Annotated in this window: 16 protein-coding genes; 4 read left to right on the top strand and 12 right to left on the bottom strand. The window is 40.9% G+C overall.

Going from position 1 to position 15,158, the window contains the following annotated elements; translation table 11 throughout:
- The gene (gene pth / locus CD03_RS0125350) at window positions 1-570 is read right to left on the bottom strand and encodes an aminoacyl-tRNA hydrolase (RefSeq protein WP_027296011.1); all 570 of its coding nucleotides are present in this window, start codon (window positions 568-570) and stop codon (window positions 1-3) included.
- A gap of 276 nt (window positions 571-846) precedes the next feature.
- Between pth and CD03_RS0125345 the strand changes: the two genes are divergently transcribed.
- From CD03_RS0125345 to CD03_RS0125330, 4 genes are all read left to right on the top strand, one after another.
- Window positions 847-1,722, top strand: a complete 876-nt coding sequence (locus CD03_RS0125345) for an L-ribulose-5-phosphate 3-epimerase (protein WP_176731018.1) — start codon at window positions 847-849, stop codon at window positions 1,720-1,722.
- A gap of 29 nt (window positions 1,723-1,751) precedes the next feature.
- Window positions 1,752-2,828: a hypothetical protein gene (locus CD03_RS0125340; protein WP_027296009.1), complete on the top strand. Its 1,077-nt coding sequence runs from the start codon at window positions 1,752-1,754 to the stop codon at window positions 2,826-2,828.
- 28 nt (window positions 2,829-2,856) lie between these two features.
- Window positions 2,857-3,546, top strand: coding sequence for an L-ribulose-5-phosphate 4-epimerase (locus tag CD03_RS0125335; protein ID WP_027296008.1), 690 nt, complete (start codon window positions 2,857-2,859; stop codon window positions 3,544-3,546).
- Window positions 3,547-3,711: 165 nt separating this feature from the next.
- On the top strand, window positions 3,712-4,680 hold the full coding sequence (locus CD03_RS0125330) for a sugar-binding transcriptional regulator (protein WP_081820502.1): 969 nt from the start codon (window positions 3,712-3,714) through the stop codon (window positions 4,678-4,680).
- A gap of 71 nt (window positions 4,681-4,751) precedes the next feature.
- Here the strand turns inward: CD03_RS0125330 and ptsP are convergent, their stop codons facing one another.
- From ptsP to ulaG, 11 genes are all read right to left on the bottom strand, one after another.
- Window positions 4,752-6,425, bottom strand: a complete 1,674-nt coding sequence (gene ptsP, locus CD03_RS0125325; protein WP_027296006.1) for a phosphoenolpyruvate--protein phosphotransferase — start codon at window positions 6,423-6,425, stop codon at window positions 4,752-4,754.
- Between the two features lie 9 nt (window positions 6,426-6,434).
- Window positions 6,435-6,698, bottom strand: coding sequence for an HPr family phosphocarrier protein (locus CD03_RS0125320; protein ID WP_027296005.1), 264 nt, complete (start codon window positions 6,696-6,698; stop codon window positions 6,435-6,437).
- A 110-nt stretch (window positions 6,699-6,808) separates the two neighbouring features.
- Window positions 6,809-7,303 (bottom strand): hypothetical protein, encoded by a 495-nt coding sequence (locus CD03_RS0125315; RefSeq protein ID WP_027296004.1) that lies wholly within the window; start codon window positions 7,301-7,303, stop codon window positions 6,809-6,811.
- A 258-nt stretch (window positions 7,304-7,561) separates the two neighbouring features.
- A complete protein-coding gene (locus CD03_RS0125310) occupies window positions 7,562-8,344 on the bottom strand; it encodes a DeoR/GlpR family DNA-binding transcription regulator (protein ID WP_027296003.1) in 783 nt (260 codons plus the stop codon).
- Between the two features lie 180 nt (window positions 8,345-8,524).
- Window positions 8,525-9,550 carry a uroporphyrinogen decarboxylase family protein gene (locus tag CD03_RS0125305; protein ID WP_027296002.1) on the bottom strand — a complete coding sequence of 342 codons (1,026 nt, stop codon included), beginning with the start codon at window positions 9,548-9,550 and terminating at the stop codon, window positions 8,525-8,527.
- 19 nt (window positions 9,551-9,569) lie between these two features.
- Window positions 9,570-9,869: a PTS sugar transporter subunit IIB gene (locus CD03_RS34810; RefSeq protein ID WP_044289655.1), complete on the bottom strand. Its 300-nt coding sequence runs from the start codon at window positions 9,867-9,869 to the stop codon at window positions 9,570-9,572.
- A gap of 66 nt (window positions 9,870-9,935) precedes the next feature.
- Entirely contained in the window at window positions 9,936-11,288 is a 1,353-nt protein-coding gene (locus CD03_RS34805; RefSeq protein WP_052377974.1) for a PTS transporter subunit IIC, read from the bottom strand.
- Between the two features lie 231 nt (window positions 11,289-11,519).
- Entirely contained in the window at window positions 11,520-12,350 is an 831-nt protein-coding gene (locus CD03_RS0125290) for a Cof-type HAD-IIB family hydrolase (RefSeq protein ID WP_027296001.1), read from the bottom strand.
- 21 nt (window positions 12,351-12,371) lie between these two features.
- Complete coding sequence (locus CD03_RS0125285; protein WP_027296000.1) at window positions 12,372-13,139, bottom strand: creatininase family protein; 768 nt, start codon at window positions 13,137-13,139, stop codon at window positions 12,372-12,374.
- On the bottom strand, window positions 13,117-13,578 hold the full coding sequence (locus CD03_RS0125280) for a PTS sugar transporter subunit IIA (protein WP_027295999.1): 462 nt from the start codon (window positions 13,576-13,578) through the stop codon (window positions 13,117-13,119). The genes CD03_RS0125285 and CD03_RS0125280 overlap by 23 nt, the downstream gene beginning before the upstream one ends.
- A gap of 156 nt (window positions 13,579-13,734) precedes the next feature.
- Window positions 13,735-14,793: an L-ascorbate 6-phosphate lactonase gene (gene ulaG / locus CD03_RS0125275; RefSeq protein WP_027295998.1), complete on the bottom strand. Its 1,059-nt coding sequence runs from the start codon at window positions 14,791-14,793 to the stop codon at window positions 13,735-13,737.
- Window positions 14,794-15,158 lie beyond the last annotated feature (365 nt).

Below are 15,158 nucleotides of genomic sequence, written 5' to 3'. Positions count from 1 at the left end.
TCACACCTTCTTATTATATTCATTCATGGCCGAAGCCATATCTCCTGTCATTATTTTGACTGCTGCATCTCCTGCTCTTTCCAGCAGCTCGTCGATCAGCTTACGCTCTTCCCGTGGAAAATGTCCCAACACATAATCCGCCAGATCATATCCTTCCGGTTTTTCTCCCACACCAATTTTGATTCTGGGAAAATCCTGGCTTCCCAGATGGGCAATGATATTTTTAATACCATTGTGCCCTCCGGCACTTCCCTTTGCACGAAGCCTCAGCTGACCCGGCTCCAGACTGATATCATCGTAAATCACGATCAGATTCGTTTCAAAATCTACTTTGTAAAAGTCTATGACCTCACGGACACTTTCACCACTCAGATTCATAAAAGTCTGCGGTTTTACCAGAATTACTTTCTGTCCGTCTATCACTCCGCTGCCGCACAATGCTTTAAATTTCTTCGTATCTACATTGATACGGTACTTGTCTGCTAATTTATCTATTGTATCAAAACCTACATTATGCCGCGTATGCGCATATTGTCGTCCCGGATTTCCCAGTCCTGCAATTACAAACATATCTTCCTCCTCTGCCGAATTAACTACGGCTTAAAGGTGCACTAAAAGTGTCCTTCTTTCACATTTCTCTTCCTTATTTTACAGGAAGAATTGCAAAATGTCTATCTTCAAAGTGTATTTCTGTAATTCTGTATAAGTCTATTTGCACATATGTGCAATAACCGAGAATTTGTTGAACATATTCTCACCTTATGATATGCTGATTTTAATAAGAACATAGAGCGTGTCTGAAAATTGCTTTCTGACACACTCTAGTAGAGAAGGAGTGTGGAGTGAATGTATAATATCCATAAGATACCCATTGGCATATATGAAAAAGCACTCCCCGGGGACTTTTCCTGGGATGAGAAAATGAAGGCTGCAAAAGCTGCCGGCTTTGATTATATGGAACTTTCCGTTGATGAATCCGAAGAACGCTTAAGCCGCCTCGACTGGAGTGAAGAAGAAATAGAAGCTCTGAAATCTACCATGGAGCAGACCGGGATTTCATTTCCCACCATGTGTTTAAGCGGCCACCGGAAATATCCTTTTGGCAGCAAAGACCCTCATATCCGCGCAAAAGCATTTGAAATTATGGAAAAAGCTATTCTTTTATCCGTAAAATTAGGCATCCGCTGTATCCAGCTGGCAACCTATGATGTGTACTACGAAGAGTCAGACGAAGAAACAAAAGCTCTTTTTCTGGACGGCATGAAGCAATCCGTAGCCATGGCGGCAAGAGCCGGCGTTATATTGGCTATGGAGATTATGGATACGAAATTCGTAGGCACCATTGTTCGTGCGATGCATTATTTAAAAGAAATCCCTTCCCCTTATTTCAAGATTTATCCTGACATGGGGAATCTCAGCAATTTCAGCAGCGATGTGGAAGGCGAATTAGAACTTGGATTTGCCGACATTGTAGCCATACATGTAAAAGAAACCAAACCGGGCATCTTTAAATGTGTGAACTTCGGAGAAGGCTGCGTCCGTTTTACAGATATATTCCGGAAGTTAAAGGAATTAGGCTATTCCGGAATGTTCTTAATCGAAATGTGGGCAGATAATTCCATAAACAACAGTTTTGAAGATGCTGTAAAAAATATCAAGGATGCCAGAATTTTTGTAGAAGACAAAATGAAACAGGCAGGGTTACTTACAAACACGCTCTAGAATATAAAAACCATGGAGGACAGCAACGTATGTTAAAAGCAGAAAAAAAAGTAATTTCAAATCTTACTAAATGTTATTCGATTGCCCCTTTGACTTATAATGGCAGCCAGCATTTTTTAGTGGCTGCTGAAAAAACGGACCGCTGCATTTTATTTGATCCGGAAGGTAATGAAGAAGCAACCGTGTGGAATGAGCCGGGCGGTGTAATGTCCATTGTGCAGGTTCCCGGCACAAACGGCCAGTTTCTTGCTACCCATAAGTTCTACTCACCAAATGACTCAAAAGAAGCCAAAATCGTAGTTGCCACTCCCACAGAAAACGGGACATGGGACATCCGCACCTTGGTCTGTCTTCCCCATGTTCATCGTTTTGATATTATAGAAAGCCATGGCACCTTTTATCTGATTGCATGTACCTTAAAATCCGGCCACGAATACAAAGATGACTGGTCCATGCCGGGTAAAGTTTATGCTGCAGAACTCCCCGGTGATTTAAGCCTGTATAACGAGGAACGCCAGCTGCCCATGACCGTACTGAAAGATGGAATGCTGAAAAATCATGGCTATTATAAAGTGCCTATGGACGATATCCAGACCTGTGTTATCTCATGCGAACAGGGTGTATTTCAATTTTACCCCCCTGCAAATCCGGGAGAAGATTGGAGGATATTAAGTCTTCTGGACACGCCTGCAAGTGATGCGGTATTAATTGATCTGGATTCTGACGGCAGCAAAGAATTAGTGGTACTCTCTCCATTTCACGGTGACACCATAAGTATCTATAAAAAGATAGATGATGTCTTTACACCGGTGTACGAATATCCGGTTAAATCCCCATTTACACATGCAATCTGGGGAGGCATGCTGGCATGCGGTCCTGCTGCAATCATTGGCCATCGCCAGGGTGAACGTAATTTAATTGCATTTACTTATCATAAAGAAGGCGGCTGTTATCATGCTGATATTCTGGACAGGGACTGCGGCCCTGCAAATGTTATGCACTTTACACATAACAATCAGGATATTCTCATATCCACTAACCGGGAAATCGATGAAGTAGCACGTTATACCATCACGAATATACAGGCTCCAGAGTGTAATTTATAATACCAGCCTGGTTATAAAGGAGACAAAAATGTTAGAAGAATTAAAGCAAAAAGTATACGAAGCAAATATGGCTCTGCCAAAATACAATCTTGTTACCTTCACCTGGGGCAATGTAAGCGCCATCGACCGGGAAAAAGGGTTGTTTGTAATTAAACCCAGCGGTGTGGATTATGATAAACTGGTTCCTTCGGACATGGTGGTTATGGATCTGAACGGAAATAAAATAGAGGGTGGCTATAATCCTTCCTCAGATACGCCTACACATATGGAATTGTACAAAGCTTATCCCGAAATCGGCGGTATTGTACATACCCATTCTCCTTGGGCAACCTCCTGGGCTCAGGCCGGAAGAGGCATTCCCTGCTACGGAACCACCCACGCGGATTATTTCTACGGAGAAATCCCCTGTGCCAGAAGTCTGACACCGGAAGAAATTAATTCTGCTTATGAAAAGAACACCGGATTAGTTATCATAGAAACCGTTTCTGCCAAAAACGTAATGTCCGTTCCAGGTATTCTCTGTAACAACCACGGGCCCTTCACCTGGGGAACAGACGCAGCTAATGCGGTGCACAATGCAGTGGTATTGGAAGAAATAGCGAAAATGTCTTACCGTACCGAAACTTTAAACCCAGCCATAAAACCGGCACCTCAGGTACTCCAGGATAAACATTATCTGCGGAAACATGGGGCGGGTGCATATTACGGACAAAAATAAGGGACATTGAAGGGAGAGCTTGTGGCTCTCCCTTTTTACATATGATTGGTTTTTGATGATTATACAGATCAGATCTCCTTTACAAACCCCCTCATAATTGCTAATATAATCATTAGAAATTAACCACGAGAACAGATTGGAAAGGAGTTGCATGAGGTGGATGATGTGAAAAATTACGAAATGATGAATGATACGGAGAAATGGAATTTTCTTTCTGCCGTAGCAAATCTTTATTACAATTCTGAAATGACCCAGAATGAAATAGCAGACCGGTTCTATACTTCCCGTTCTAAGATTTCCAGGATGTTAAAAGAAGCCCGCAGGATTGGCGTGGTGGAGATTACCATACATGAACCCTGGGAAAGGAACAGTTCTTTGGAACAGGAATTTATGAATACATTTTCTCTGAAGCATGTCCGGATTATCTCTGTAAAGGAGCAGAATTCTTCCTTAGTACTGCAAAAGCTGGGAGAAGCTGCTGCCTATTATCTGGACTCTATTATTAATAAAAATACTATTTTGGGAATGTCCTGGGGAAATACGGTATACCATACGGTTCAGGCCATTAAAACCAGTAAAAATATCCCCCTTACGGTTGTTCCCATAATGGGCGCTGCAATCACCCACAAACCGGAGCGTGATTCCCTGGATCTCTCTAAAGAACTAGCGGCTTCCTACGGAGGCACCTACCATTATATCTATGCTCCGCTTTTCGTGAAGTCACGAAGCCTTCGGGAAAGTCTGATTCAGGAGCCAAATATTAAGGAAACTCTGAATCTGGCCCGGCGTGCGAATGTTATTCTGACCAGCGTCGGTTCCATCGCCTCTAAGTCCTGGAAGGATTTCATCCAGCCCGGATCACTTGAAAAGCTGTCCGCAAAAGGCGCCATCGGACATATCGGAGGACACTTCTATGATATCCGGGGACAGGAAATTCTGACGAGCCTTTCCCAGAAAATGATCGGTATTGATCTGGCGGATATTAAAAATGTAAACGAAGTAATCTGTGTGGCTGGCATGGAGGAAAAGGCAGAAGCCGTTCTGGGAGCTGTCCGGGGAGGATATATCAACACACTGATTATCGACCATTATGCCGCCAGGAAGATTCTGGAATTAAACAATGCTCTCCGTTAAAGAGCACAATTCTTAATCGTGCGTATAGCTGCAAAAGAAACCGCTTATCCTCTGACGAATAAGCGGTTTCTTTACTGTAGTGCATCCATTACATCACGGATCGTATATGCCGATACAGCCTTAAATGCAGTCTGTTTTGCCTCTTCATAGCTGCTGTTTCGGATTACATTTTTAATATTTGCCACTTCACCGGCTGAGATACTGAATTCATCCAGTCCCATTCCAAGAAGCATCTCCGTTGCTTTATCATCACTTGCAAATTCCCCGCACATACCAACTGGAATCTGGTGTGCATGACCGGCCTGAATAATCCGCTGGATCGCTTTCACTACTGCCGGATGAAACGAATTATACCGGGACGCAATCTTTTTATTTCCACGATCTACTGCCAATAAATACTGGGTAAGGTCGTTTGTCCCTATACTGAAGAAGTCCACATGGGCTGCAAATTCTTCCACACACATCACAGATGCAGGCGTTTCAATCATCATTCCCACTTTGATATCTTCTTTATAAGCCAGTCCCTCCGCCTTTAATTCCGTCTTACAGACCTCTAACAGTTCATTTGCTTTATTCAGCTCTTCCATAGAAATAATCATAGGATACATAATCCGGATATCTCCAAATGCACTTGCCCTTAGAAGTGCTCTCAGCTGATCTTTGAACATATCCTCCATTTCTAATGAAATACGAATCGCACGCCAGCCAAGGAATGGATTTTCTTCTTTTTCAAATACATAATAAGGAAGTTCTTTATCCCCGCCAATGTCCAGCGTCCGGATAATCAATTCACTCTTCACCAGTTCCGCAGCTTCTTTATATACCGCAAACTGTTCTTCTTCTGTTGGAAAATGAGAATTTTCCATATATAAAAATTCACTTCTAAATAATCCGATACCATCAATATGGTTTTTTACGGCATTTTTTACATCTTCAATGCTTCCTACATTGGCACATACCTTGACACTTCTGCCATCAGACGTTATAGCCGGAAGGTGGCTCAGGGCCTCCAGTTCTTTCTGATGCTTTGCAAATTCTTCTGCCTTCACCTGATATTCTTCTATCTGTTCCCTGTCAGGCTCTACAATGATCTTCCCTTCTGATGCATCCATGATCAAAAAGTCACCGGAAGACGCATGTTCCAGAATCCCCTTTACGCCCACCAGCGCAGGCAGCCCCAGGCTTCTTGCCATAATGGAAACATGGCTGGTAACTCCGCCCAGTTCCGTTATAAATCCCAGAATATAGTCCAGATTTAGTTTTGCAGTGTCGGAAGGAGCCAGATCTGATGCAACTAAAATTACTTTTTCCTGGATTGCATCAAAATCACTGTCCGGAAGTCCCTTTAATTTACGCATCAGCCTGTTTCTGATATCTTTAATATCCGCTGCCCTTTCTCTCATGTATTCATCTTCCATACATTCGAATATGGCACAATATTCTTCTGCCGTATGTGCTAATGCCATCTGAGCATTTTCTTTACCATTATTGATTTTATCCAGAACACCTTCCATAAGGGCTATATCTTTTGCCAATTCCAGGTGCGCAGAAAAAATATCCGATTCTTCTGCCAGAGGCTCTAACTCTTTAATCACCTCATTTACAGCAGTTTCATATTTTTTTGTTTCTTCCTCATAATCTATTGCAGCATAGCATTCCGGTGACAAATCCTGGTCTTCTTTTCGAAATGCCTGCCCCATAACAATTCCTTTGGAAGAACTCTTTTCAACCTGTATCGTTTTCATTCCTATCCCCTATTCTCCTAAACCACTAGCAATTGCAGCTAAAATTGTTTTTAAATCCTGTTCTTCCGTTTCTCCGTCACACTCTACCGTAATTTCATCCCCACACATGATTCCGGCACTCATCAGAATCAAGACACTTTTGGGATTTACACGCTTTTCGCCTTTTACCAGTGTGATGTTTGATGGACATTTTGCTGCAATTTTAGAAAGTTCTCCTGCCGGTCTTAAATGTAATCCTGACTTGTTAATAACTGTAATTTTTTCGCTAACCATTTGTATCTTCTCCTTTGTTTTCATTATTTTATATTCATTATTTAAAAGTTTCATTTAAAATTTCATAAAGTTTCATTTTAAGTTCCACTTATATTCTGTTTGAAACACCTTTATGCCTTTGCTTTTTTCATTTTCAAAACATCATCCAGCGAACTCTGGATATAGATGTTAGAAACATGTTTTTCCAGCTCTCTAAGAATATCTTTTAACTGGTATTTGCTAAATAAAAGCTTATACTTTCTCTTTTGTGTCACACAGATAATCTGCATCTTGGAGTACTGAAAAGAATCAATCCGGATCTCCTTTATCTGATTCCATGGAACGGTATAACATATCTTTTCCACACCATTTTCAGATAGTCCTCTTTTAATTCCCGCTGATGCAAAAAGCGTAACCAGCACCAGGATATTACGAAAATCCTCAATCATGCTGTTAGCTGTAGTAATTGGGAAAATTAAAAGAGCAAAGAACATAACCAGCGCATAGGTGAAGAAGTCATCTTTTCCCTTTTTTACAATTGTTTTATTTCTCCGGATAATAAAGTAAGCTTCCCCAATAAGACACCCTATCAACAATACACATACCGCATAGTTCAAAATAATCATAAAACCCGCCCCTTTCTTTTTATACGTTCATTATATCATATAATTATTCACAAATCAATCATTATGTTCTTAATTATATGATATATTTCAATATTTTTATGAACATTTAATTTTATATTTGTTCTCTCCTTTTAAAAAAGAGTGCATAAACAGCCTGTTTCCTATATTCAGACCAAAAACGGTCTAACCCATATAGAACCTTCTGTTTACGCACTCCTTCTTTTCAAACGAGTGTGACATATCCATTTTCTTTACCTTCTACAATTCCATATCCCTTCTCACCTGAAAAATATTAATATTATTTTCCTGAAATCCATCCAGTATATTCTGAGGCGCCTTTTCATCTGTAATAATATTGATGATCCGTTCTGTGGGGCAGCTAACGAAACTGCTGTTACGCCCAAGCTTGCTGTAATCAGCCAATATGTAGGATGTACCGGTTACACGGTTTAACATCAGTTCATTGATGTTTACTTCACTTAAGATCTCCGTAGTCATACCACTCTCCACTGATAACCCGCTGCAGCCCAGGAAACTTTTCTTAGCAGTCACCTTGCTGATATTATTCGTGGCAAACTCTCCTACCATAGCTTCCTTAATTTCCCGAAGCTCTCCGCCGCTTAAAATGACAGACACTTTAGAAGAGTGCTCCATAAAGATCGCTTTACCGTTATTAGTGATTACGGTAACACGTTTATCTCTGATATATTTAATCATCTGTAATGCCGTAGAGCTGGTATTGATAAAAATAGTATCTCCATCCTCGACCAGTGATGCTGCATACTGTGCAATTTTCTTGCGGTACATTTTTATCTCGTCTTCCTGAGTGACGATCTCATCGTCTTCGCCGCTTACCGTAGCTCCTCCATAAAAACGCTCTAATTTCTTGTGATCCTCCAGATACTGGAGATCCCTGCGGATTGTAAGCGGTGAAACCTGAAATTCCTCGGCCAGATCCCCCACTTTCACTGACCCGTTACTTTTCAGGGCTTCTAATAATTTCTTTCTTCGATTATCTACTAATGCCCGGCTTCGTTTCATAACACGCTCTCCTTTAGTTTTCTATACCTGTTTAATAACCCATGATATATCTCCAATTATATGAACATTTCATATAAGCGTCAAGCACTTCTTTTCATATAGAATAATTACCGTCAAATATACTCCTGCTAAATAATTACAGGGCGGCATTTAAAAAACGCCGCCCTGTTCCATATTCATTTACTGCTTAAAATTCCCGTATTTTTCAAAACATTCCAGGGCATACAGCATAGATTCCCTGGTTGTTCCAATGGCATCCAGATATCCGTATTCTACACCAATCAGTCCGCCCTTAGGTGTTGCCCATTTTTCTATCAGTTCTTTTGCTTCCTGTTCAATCAACGCTTTGTCACCGGTAGGCAGCGTGGCCTGGATGTCAATTGCCGCTTCAAAGCAGATTCTTCCCTTTGCAATTTCTGATACCTCATCGATACCCACCAGCCTTGGCTGATGAATATTAATAATATCAACTCCCAGTTCGATCAGGTCTTCCAGAATATCATTGATTTTACCATCGGTGTGGAATCGGATATCCATACCGCACTCATGGGCTTTGTCAAAGATCCTTTTGTACTGCGGCTTAAAAATTTCACGGAAAACATTGGGAGATATCATCAGGTTATTCTGTGTTCCCCAGTCATCTGTGGTATCATAGCAGTGGATTCTGCCTTTTCCAAGGCGGTAAGCTTCTTCTATAATTCCTATTTGATAATCAGCCAGTTTTACAGCCATAGCTTCGATTTCTTCCGGCTCAATCAGGCAGTCCATCAGCGTATTTTCAAAACCTCTTAAGAAATGCATTCTTTCAAAAATACATTGCGGGCTGTTAAGCTGTACATACAGTCCGGCTTCCTCCGCCTTATCCAGAGCCTCTTCCAGTCCGTCAAACCGTCCTTCTGCCTTAGGGTCAGGAATTACATAGTCTTCCATGTCCTCCCATTCTTCAATGGGAATATTAGTTACCTGTCCCATATCGGAACCGGTTGCATCATCACTTTCCCACAGGCATCCCCATTCATCATATTCCCCATTGGCGGGACGTACTTTCTTAGAAACCGAATACCTGCCTTTTGGCCTTTTATCTTTCGGTGGAAGGACAAAGATACGACATACATCACCCTTCCCGGCAATGCGGTCAAAACGAAGTCCGATTCGGTCCGGTCCTGTAAAATTAATGTTTCCTTTTATAATTTCATATCCTGTCATATCTGTCTCCTTACCTTCCTTACTTTATTTCATTTGGAAAATGTTCTTTTACTGCGTTTAATAAAGTTTCTGTTACTGCCTTTGTATCAATCAGATTCTTTGTTTCTGCAATTACCGCATTGCTTGGCGGCAGCATTCCTGCCCACTCCGGACTTGTTAATACGATATCTGTGGTTGTAATATAGGAGAGTGCCTCTCCGAATGAACATGACTCTACTGTTGCATCAATATTGTTCTGATCACAGATTTTCTTCACACTGATTTTCAAAATTGTACTTGTTCCCATTCCATTTCCGCATACACATAAAATATTTAACATCTCTTTTGCTCCTTTCAGCAATTTGCTTATTTATAATTGTCACTTTTTATTCTAACCCTGTTTAAACTAACCTGCAATCGGTATTCCGAATAAATGGCCGATACCTTTGAATATGGCAATAATTGCCACCCAAAGTGTTGCATAATCGGCACTTCCCTGCCACCATGTAAGCTGCAGCATCTGAACCGCCAGTGCCGAACCCAAAATCTGGATAATACCATTTACGGTACAAATGACGCCTGCTGCTTTCCAGCCTCCAAACTTATTTGCAAAGATTGCGATCGTAGCATTATCAAAGAATAACGGTATAAATCCGGGTACCAGGAATATCGGGGATTTAAAAATTAATAATCCGCCAAGTCCGATTAACTGTCCCAATGCTCCAAAGAGGAGTCCCAGCACTACTGACTTCGGTGCAAATGCAAATATCGCAGCACAGTCAACACCTGCAACCGCACCAGGAAGCAGTTTTTCAGAAATACCCTTAAAGGAGATCATTAATTCACCTACAAACATTCGAACACCATATAAGAGAACAACGATGTTTGCAGTCAGTGTGATACCAATCCATACCAGGAATACAATGTTGTTCTTCAGTCCGCCCTGGTTCAATCCGTCTGCACTTCTGAGCCAGTCGATCTGGTCGCCGCCGATAACCAGGAAAATAATCGCTGTGGAAATAAACATTACGAGCGCCGTTGCAATAACGTTATCCTGTAAGAAATTCAGAGATTCCGGCATTTTCTTCTTCTCAATATCGTCTTTATCCGGATGTCCCAGTTTTGGAGCAACTTTATATGCAATATAGCTGACAACCATCTGCTGATGGGCAATTGTAAAGTCTGCTCCTGTTATTTCATGAGTAGGTTTAATCAGCAGTGTAGAACAGACACCCCAGTACAATGCTGTTACTGCTGCTGCAATTAATACGGTAGGGATCATGCCAAGTCCTAAGAACCTCCAAACAATGTAAGTACTGATACCAGCCTGTACAATCATTGCATTACCGGTTAAATAAACGGCACGGATCTTAGTAAATTTACGAAGTGCAACCAATACCAGGTTCAGGATAAAAGCAACCAGTAACGTATAAATCCCCCAGGAAGCTCCTGTTCCATCCCCTAAAATCTTGTCCATCTTTTCGTAAGCTGCTGTCATCGTAGGATAAGTATTCAGGCCCGCACCCTGAATTCCGGTTGCATTCTGTAATGCTGTAAGTAACTTACCAAAATTTGCAATCAGGGCGCCCGATCCCATCCCCATTACAATAACACCGATTGAAGCTTTCGCAGCCCCCGTAATAGCCTTAGAGAACTTTTGCTTCATTGCAACGTAACCAATGAAAACGATGATTGCCATAAGTAAAAATGGCTGGCCGAAAATTTGTTTCAATAGTAAATCCAAAATATAGTTTAGCATAATCCCTCTCCTTTCGTATTTCCACGTCCCTCTTATCCGCCCCACCCTGGACAATCGTTATCGTGTGTAATATGCTTTAACTTATATGCTTATTATAATTATTTTTATGAAATATGTCAATTGATTTTTATGATTATTTCATTATTATATGATTATTTTATGCTTTAATGATATTTTCGCCCTCAAAACATTCATATATTTTGTCATTTCGTTCATTTATAATTATTACTTTCATAAATCCAGTTCTTTTTCAAGATAAACTGCCACACCATCCTCATCATTGCTCAGGGTTATTTCACTTGCCGCTTCTTTCAGACACCCAATACTGTTGCCCATAGCAATTCTGCGGTCTGCGCATTCAAACATACTGAGGTCATTGTCATAATCACCGAACACACATACCTGTCTCTTATCAACTCCCAGATGCTCCATAATTTTAAAGAGTGCCGTTCTTTTTGAAACTGACTTATGAAAAGCTCCCTGGAGTCCATATCCGGTAGACTCACAATGAACATTCTCCAGATTCTTGGCAAAATCCAAAAATCCATTCATCTGCATCTCTTCGTCTTCATAAACAACGATCTTGGCAACATCATCAAAATTCCGGTTTATATCATCTGCCGTAATAGATTCTGCTGCCAGTTTCATTGGATATCCCAATTCTTCAGACAGTTTTTCATAATTAGTAATGCGTTTTTTCAGCTTCTCACTGTCATTTGAAAAATACATCGTCTGAGCTGTATACATCATGAAAACCATCTGCCGCTGCGTAAGAAAAGCCAGGATCTGTTGTATATCCGGCTTCTCCAATGCTGCTTCATATAAGATGTTTCCTGTGGTGTCACGTACCAGAGCCCCGTTATTCGAAAGCATATAGCTGCATCCACCAATGCATTTACTATATACTGCCATCATCTGCTCATCTCTGCCGGACGCAAAACAAATATGGATTCCAAGCTCCTTTGTTTTCATCAGTACCTTTCTGGTATAGCTGCTTATCTTCTTCTTGCTGTTCAAAAGCGTTCCATCCAGATCGCAGACAATTAATTTAATATCCCCCACCTAATCCACCTCCTTTATTACTCAGTTTCCCATAGCTTTTATAACTTCTTCTATTTGACTGCTGAGTTCATTGCACATTCGTTCATATAAACGACCGCCTTTTTCAGCCGTGGCACTGGATGCATCTCCAAATGCTCCGGATTTCAAAAAGCTTTTCCAGGGGACCGCCGACAGGGCATATGCCTTTGGTACTTCCGGAAATTCGCAGGTGGCTTTCTCCATATGGACTAACTCAGGTCTTAGATGCAGCATGAGAGACGTTTCTAATTCACCTGCATGCCACACCTTGCCATTCCAAAGGGGTGTAGTTAAAATATCCTCTACGTTTTTTTCGATTCCCGACAGTGATATATGGTATGCCTCCGGCCTGCTGTCCTCATCCTTTAAGATGCGCAGTACCTCTGTAATTACTTTATGATTGCCGTTATGAAAGGAAAATATAAATAACCGCTTCGCCCCGGCTCTTTGTATACTTTTTGCAGCCTGTACACAATATTCTTTCAGACAGTCCGAAGAAATGGATACAGTCCCTTCAAAATCCCGTGCAGACCATACCTGCCCATAAGTAACACAAGGATAAAAATACAGATTCTGGCGCCTGCAGATTTCTTCCGCCAGTGCTTCCGCAATGATTGTATCCGTTCCCATCGGAAGGTGAAATCCATGTTCTTCCACTGATCCCAGAGTCAGGATCACACCTGCGCTGTTTTGGATTTTATTCTTTGCATCTTCCCAGTTTGAATAAAACAAATTTCTCGTCATAATTTTATAATCCGGAGTATTTTTCATCCAATGCCAGCAGGTCTTCTACACTTTTCACTTCCAAAAGCGCATCCATGATATCAGCTGTCAAAAGCATATTTGCAAGCTTCTCCATATTCTGCATATGCATGGTATGATCTTTGGATGCCAGCACGAAGAATAATCTGGCATCCTTTTCCGGGTTTCCTTCTTCAAAATGTACCGGCTCTTCGACTTTCATAAAGGATACCGCCGTGTCATTTACTCCTACTGCTCCCTCCTGTGAATGAGGCATTGCAATATTGGGAGCAAATACAATATAAGGACCGTATTTCTTTACACATGCAATTACCGAATCCACATATGCCTGTTCGATAGAACCATCCGCCAGCAGCGGCTGACAGGACGCTGCCACCGCCTCTTCCCAGGTATCAAATTTCTGATGAAAACATACTCTGTTCTGATCTGCTAATTCCTTTAATAACATAATACTTACCTACCTCTCTTCTTTCCCGCAATATTCTTACTACGCTAATGTTTCTTATAAAATATTAGTTGCACCTATTATACACACATATAGTACTTTACAACAAAATACAATCGTTTACCATATCCACTTATCCTGTAATTTTACAGACTATATTTACAGTACGCTTCTAAACGGAACATTCGGTTCATCCGTAAAGCAATCTTCAAATCCCCTGCGGTAATGGTACTGCAGTTTATCTTTATCGTTCGGATAGATAAATTTGCCGCCAACATCCCAGATGAATGGTTTAAACTTATAATCCAGCACATGTTTTTTGAAATTGTACAACATCATAATTTCAGCCGGATCTGCTTTAAAATTCGTCCATACATCATAATGAAATGGAATAACTACTTCCGTCTGCAGCGCTTCAGCCATTCTCAGAATATCTACCGAAGTCATCTTATCCTGGTTTCCCGCCGGATTTTCTCCATAAGAGCCAAATGCTACATCTATCTTATGATCTTTTCCATGTTTCGCATAATAAACAGAATAATGTGAATCTCCGCTGTGGTAGATATTTCCACCCGAGGTTTTGATCAGATAGTTAACCGCTTTATCATCCATATCCGTCGGGCAGATCCCTGCAAGCGGTTTTTCAGCCGTAACGATACAGGTTCTGTCAAAAGAATCAAGAACAACGATTTCCACATCTTTGACTTTCACTACATCTCCGGGCTTCACAATTTTACAGCGCTCCTTTGGAACACCGTAGCTGAGCCATTTGTTCACACTTTCTAAAGGCCCGATAAATGGTACGTCATCTTTACAGTTTTTCAGAACAGCCGCTGCAAAAAAAGGATCGATATGATCATTGTGATAATGTGTAGATAATACTGCATCCACTGTTGTTACTGCAAACGGATCATAAACAATCGGCATCGCACGCAGATTTGGCTGCATCAGCCTGCCGCCAGTCATATTTCTCATTTGGTGGTATTCATCCATATATGGTTTTTTCTTTGTTCTTTTTCCATTGCCAAACCAAAGATCTATCGCAATATTTGCATTGCCCTCTGACTTAACCCAAATCCCGGTGCAGCCAAGCCACCACATGGCTACGGTGCCTTTTTCCACTTTCTCTGCATCAATTTCTTCATTCAGCCATGTTCCCCATTCCGGAAATGCTCCCAAAATCCAATTCTCTCTTGTGATCTCATCCACTTTACTCATACACTGTTCCTCCTTAAAATATTCATATAATTCATTATTATTATGTTCGTTTCATTTGATATGTTTATATTACTACATTTTTAAGTTCATTTCAATGTTTTTATATGAATATTTATTATTTATATGATCATTTTATTCATAACAATTACCTTTAACCGGAATTACAAAGAAACACCCATGTTCCGCAGCTATGAATCCGGCAATTTTTTAAGAATTATAAGTGATACAACAAAAAAAGATAGCTGTAATGAAGGTCCCTCTCTTCCTCTAACAGCCTATCTTATCCACTGTTTTCGAAAAGAAATTTGCTTTCATTTCTGCTATCTTTTTCTTATAATTCCAAACTGATCTTCTTCCCTGAATCG

The organism is Robinsoniella sp. KNHs210 (assembly GCF_000686105.1).
In the GTDB taxonomy this organism is placed as follows: Bacteria; Bacillota; Clostridia; order Lachnospirales; family Lachnospiraceae; genus Robinsoniella; species Robinsoniella peoriensis.
Note: the sequence above shows the minus strand (reverse complement) of the source record. Positions and strands in the feature narration are given on the sequence as shown.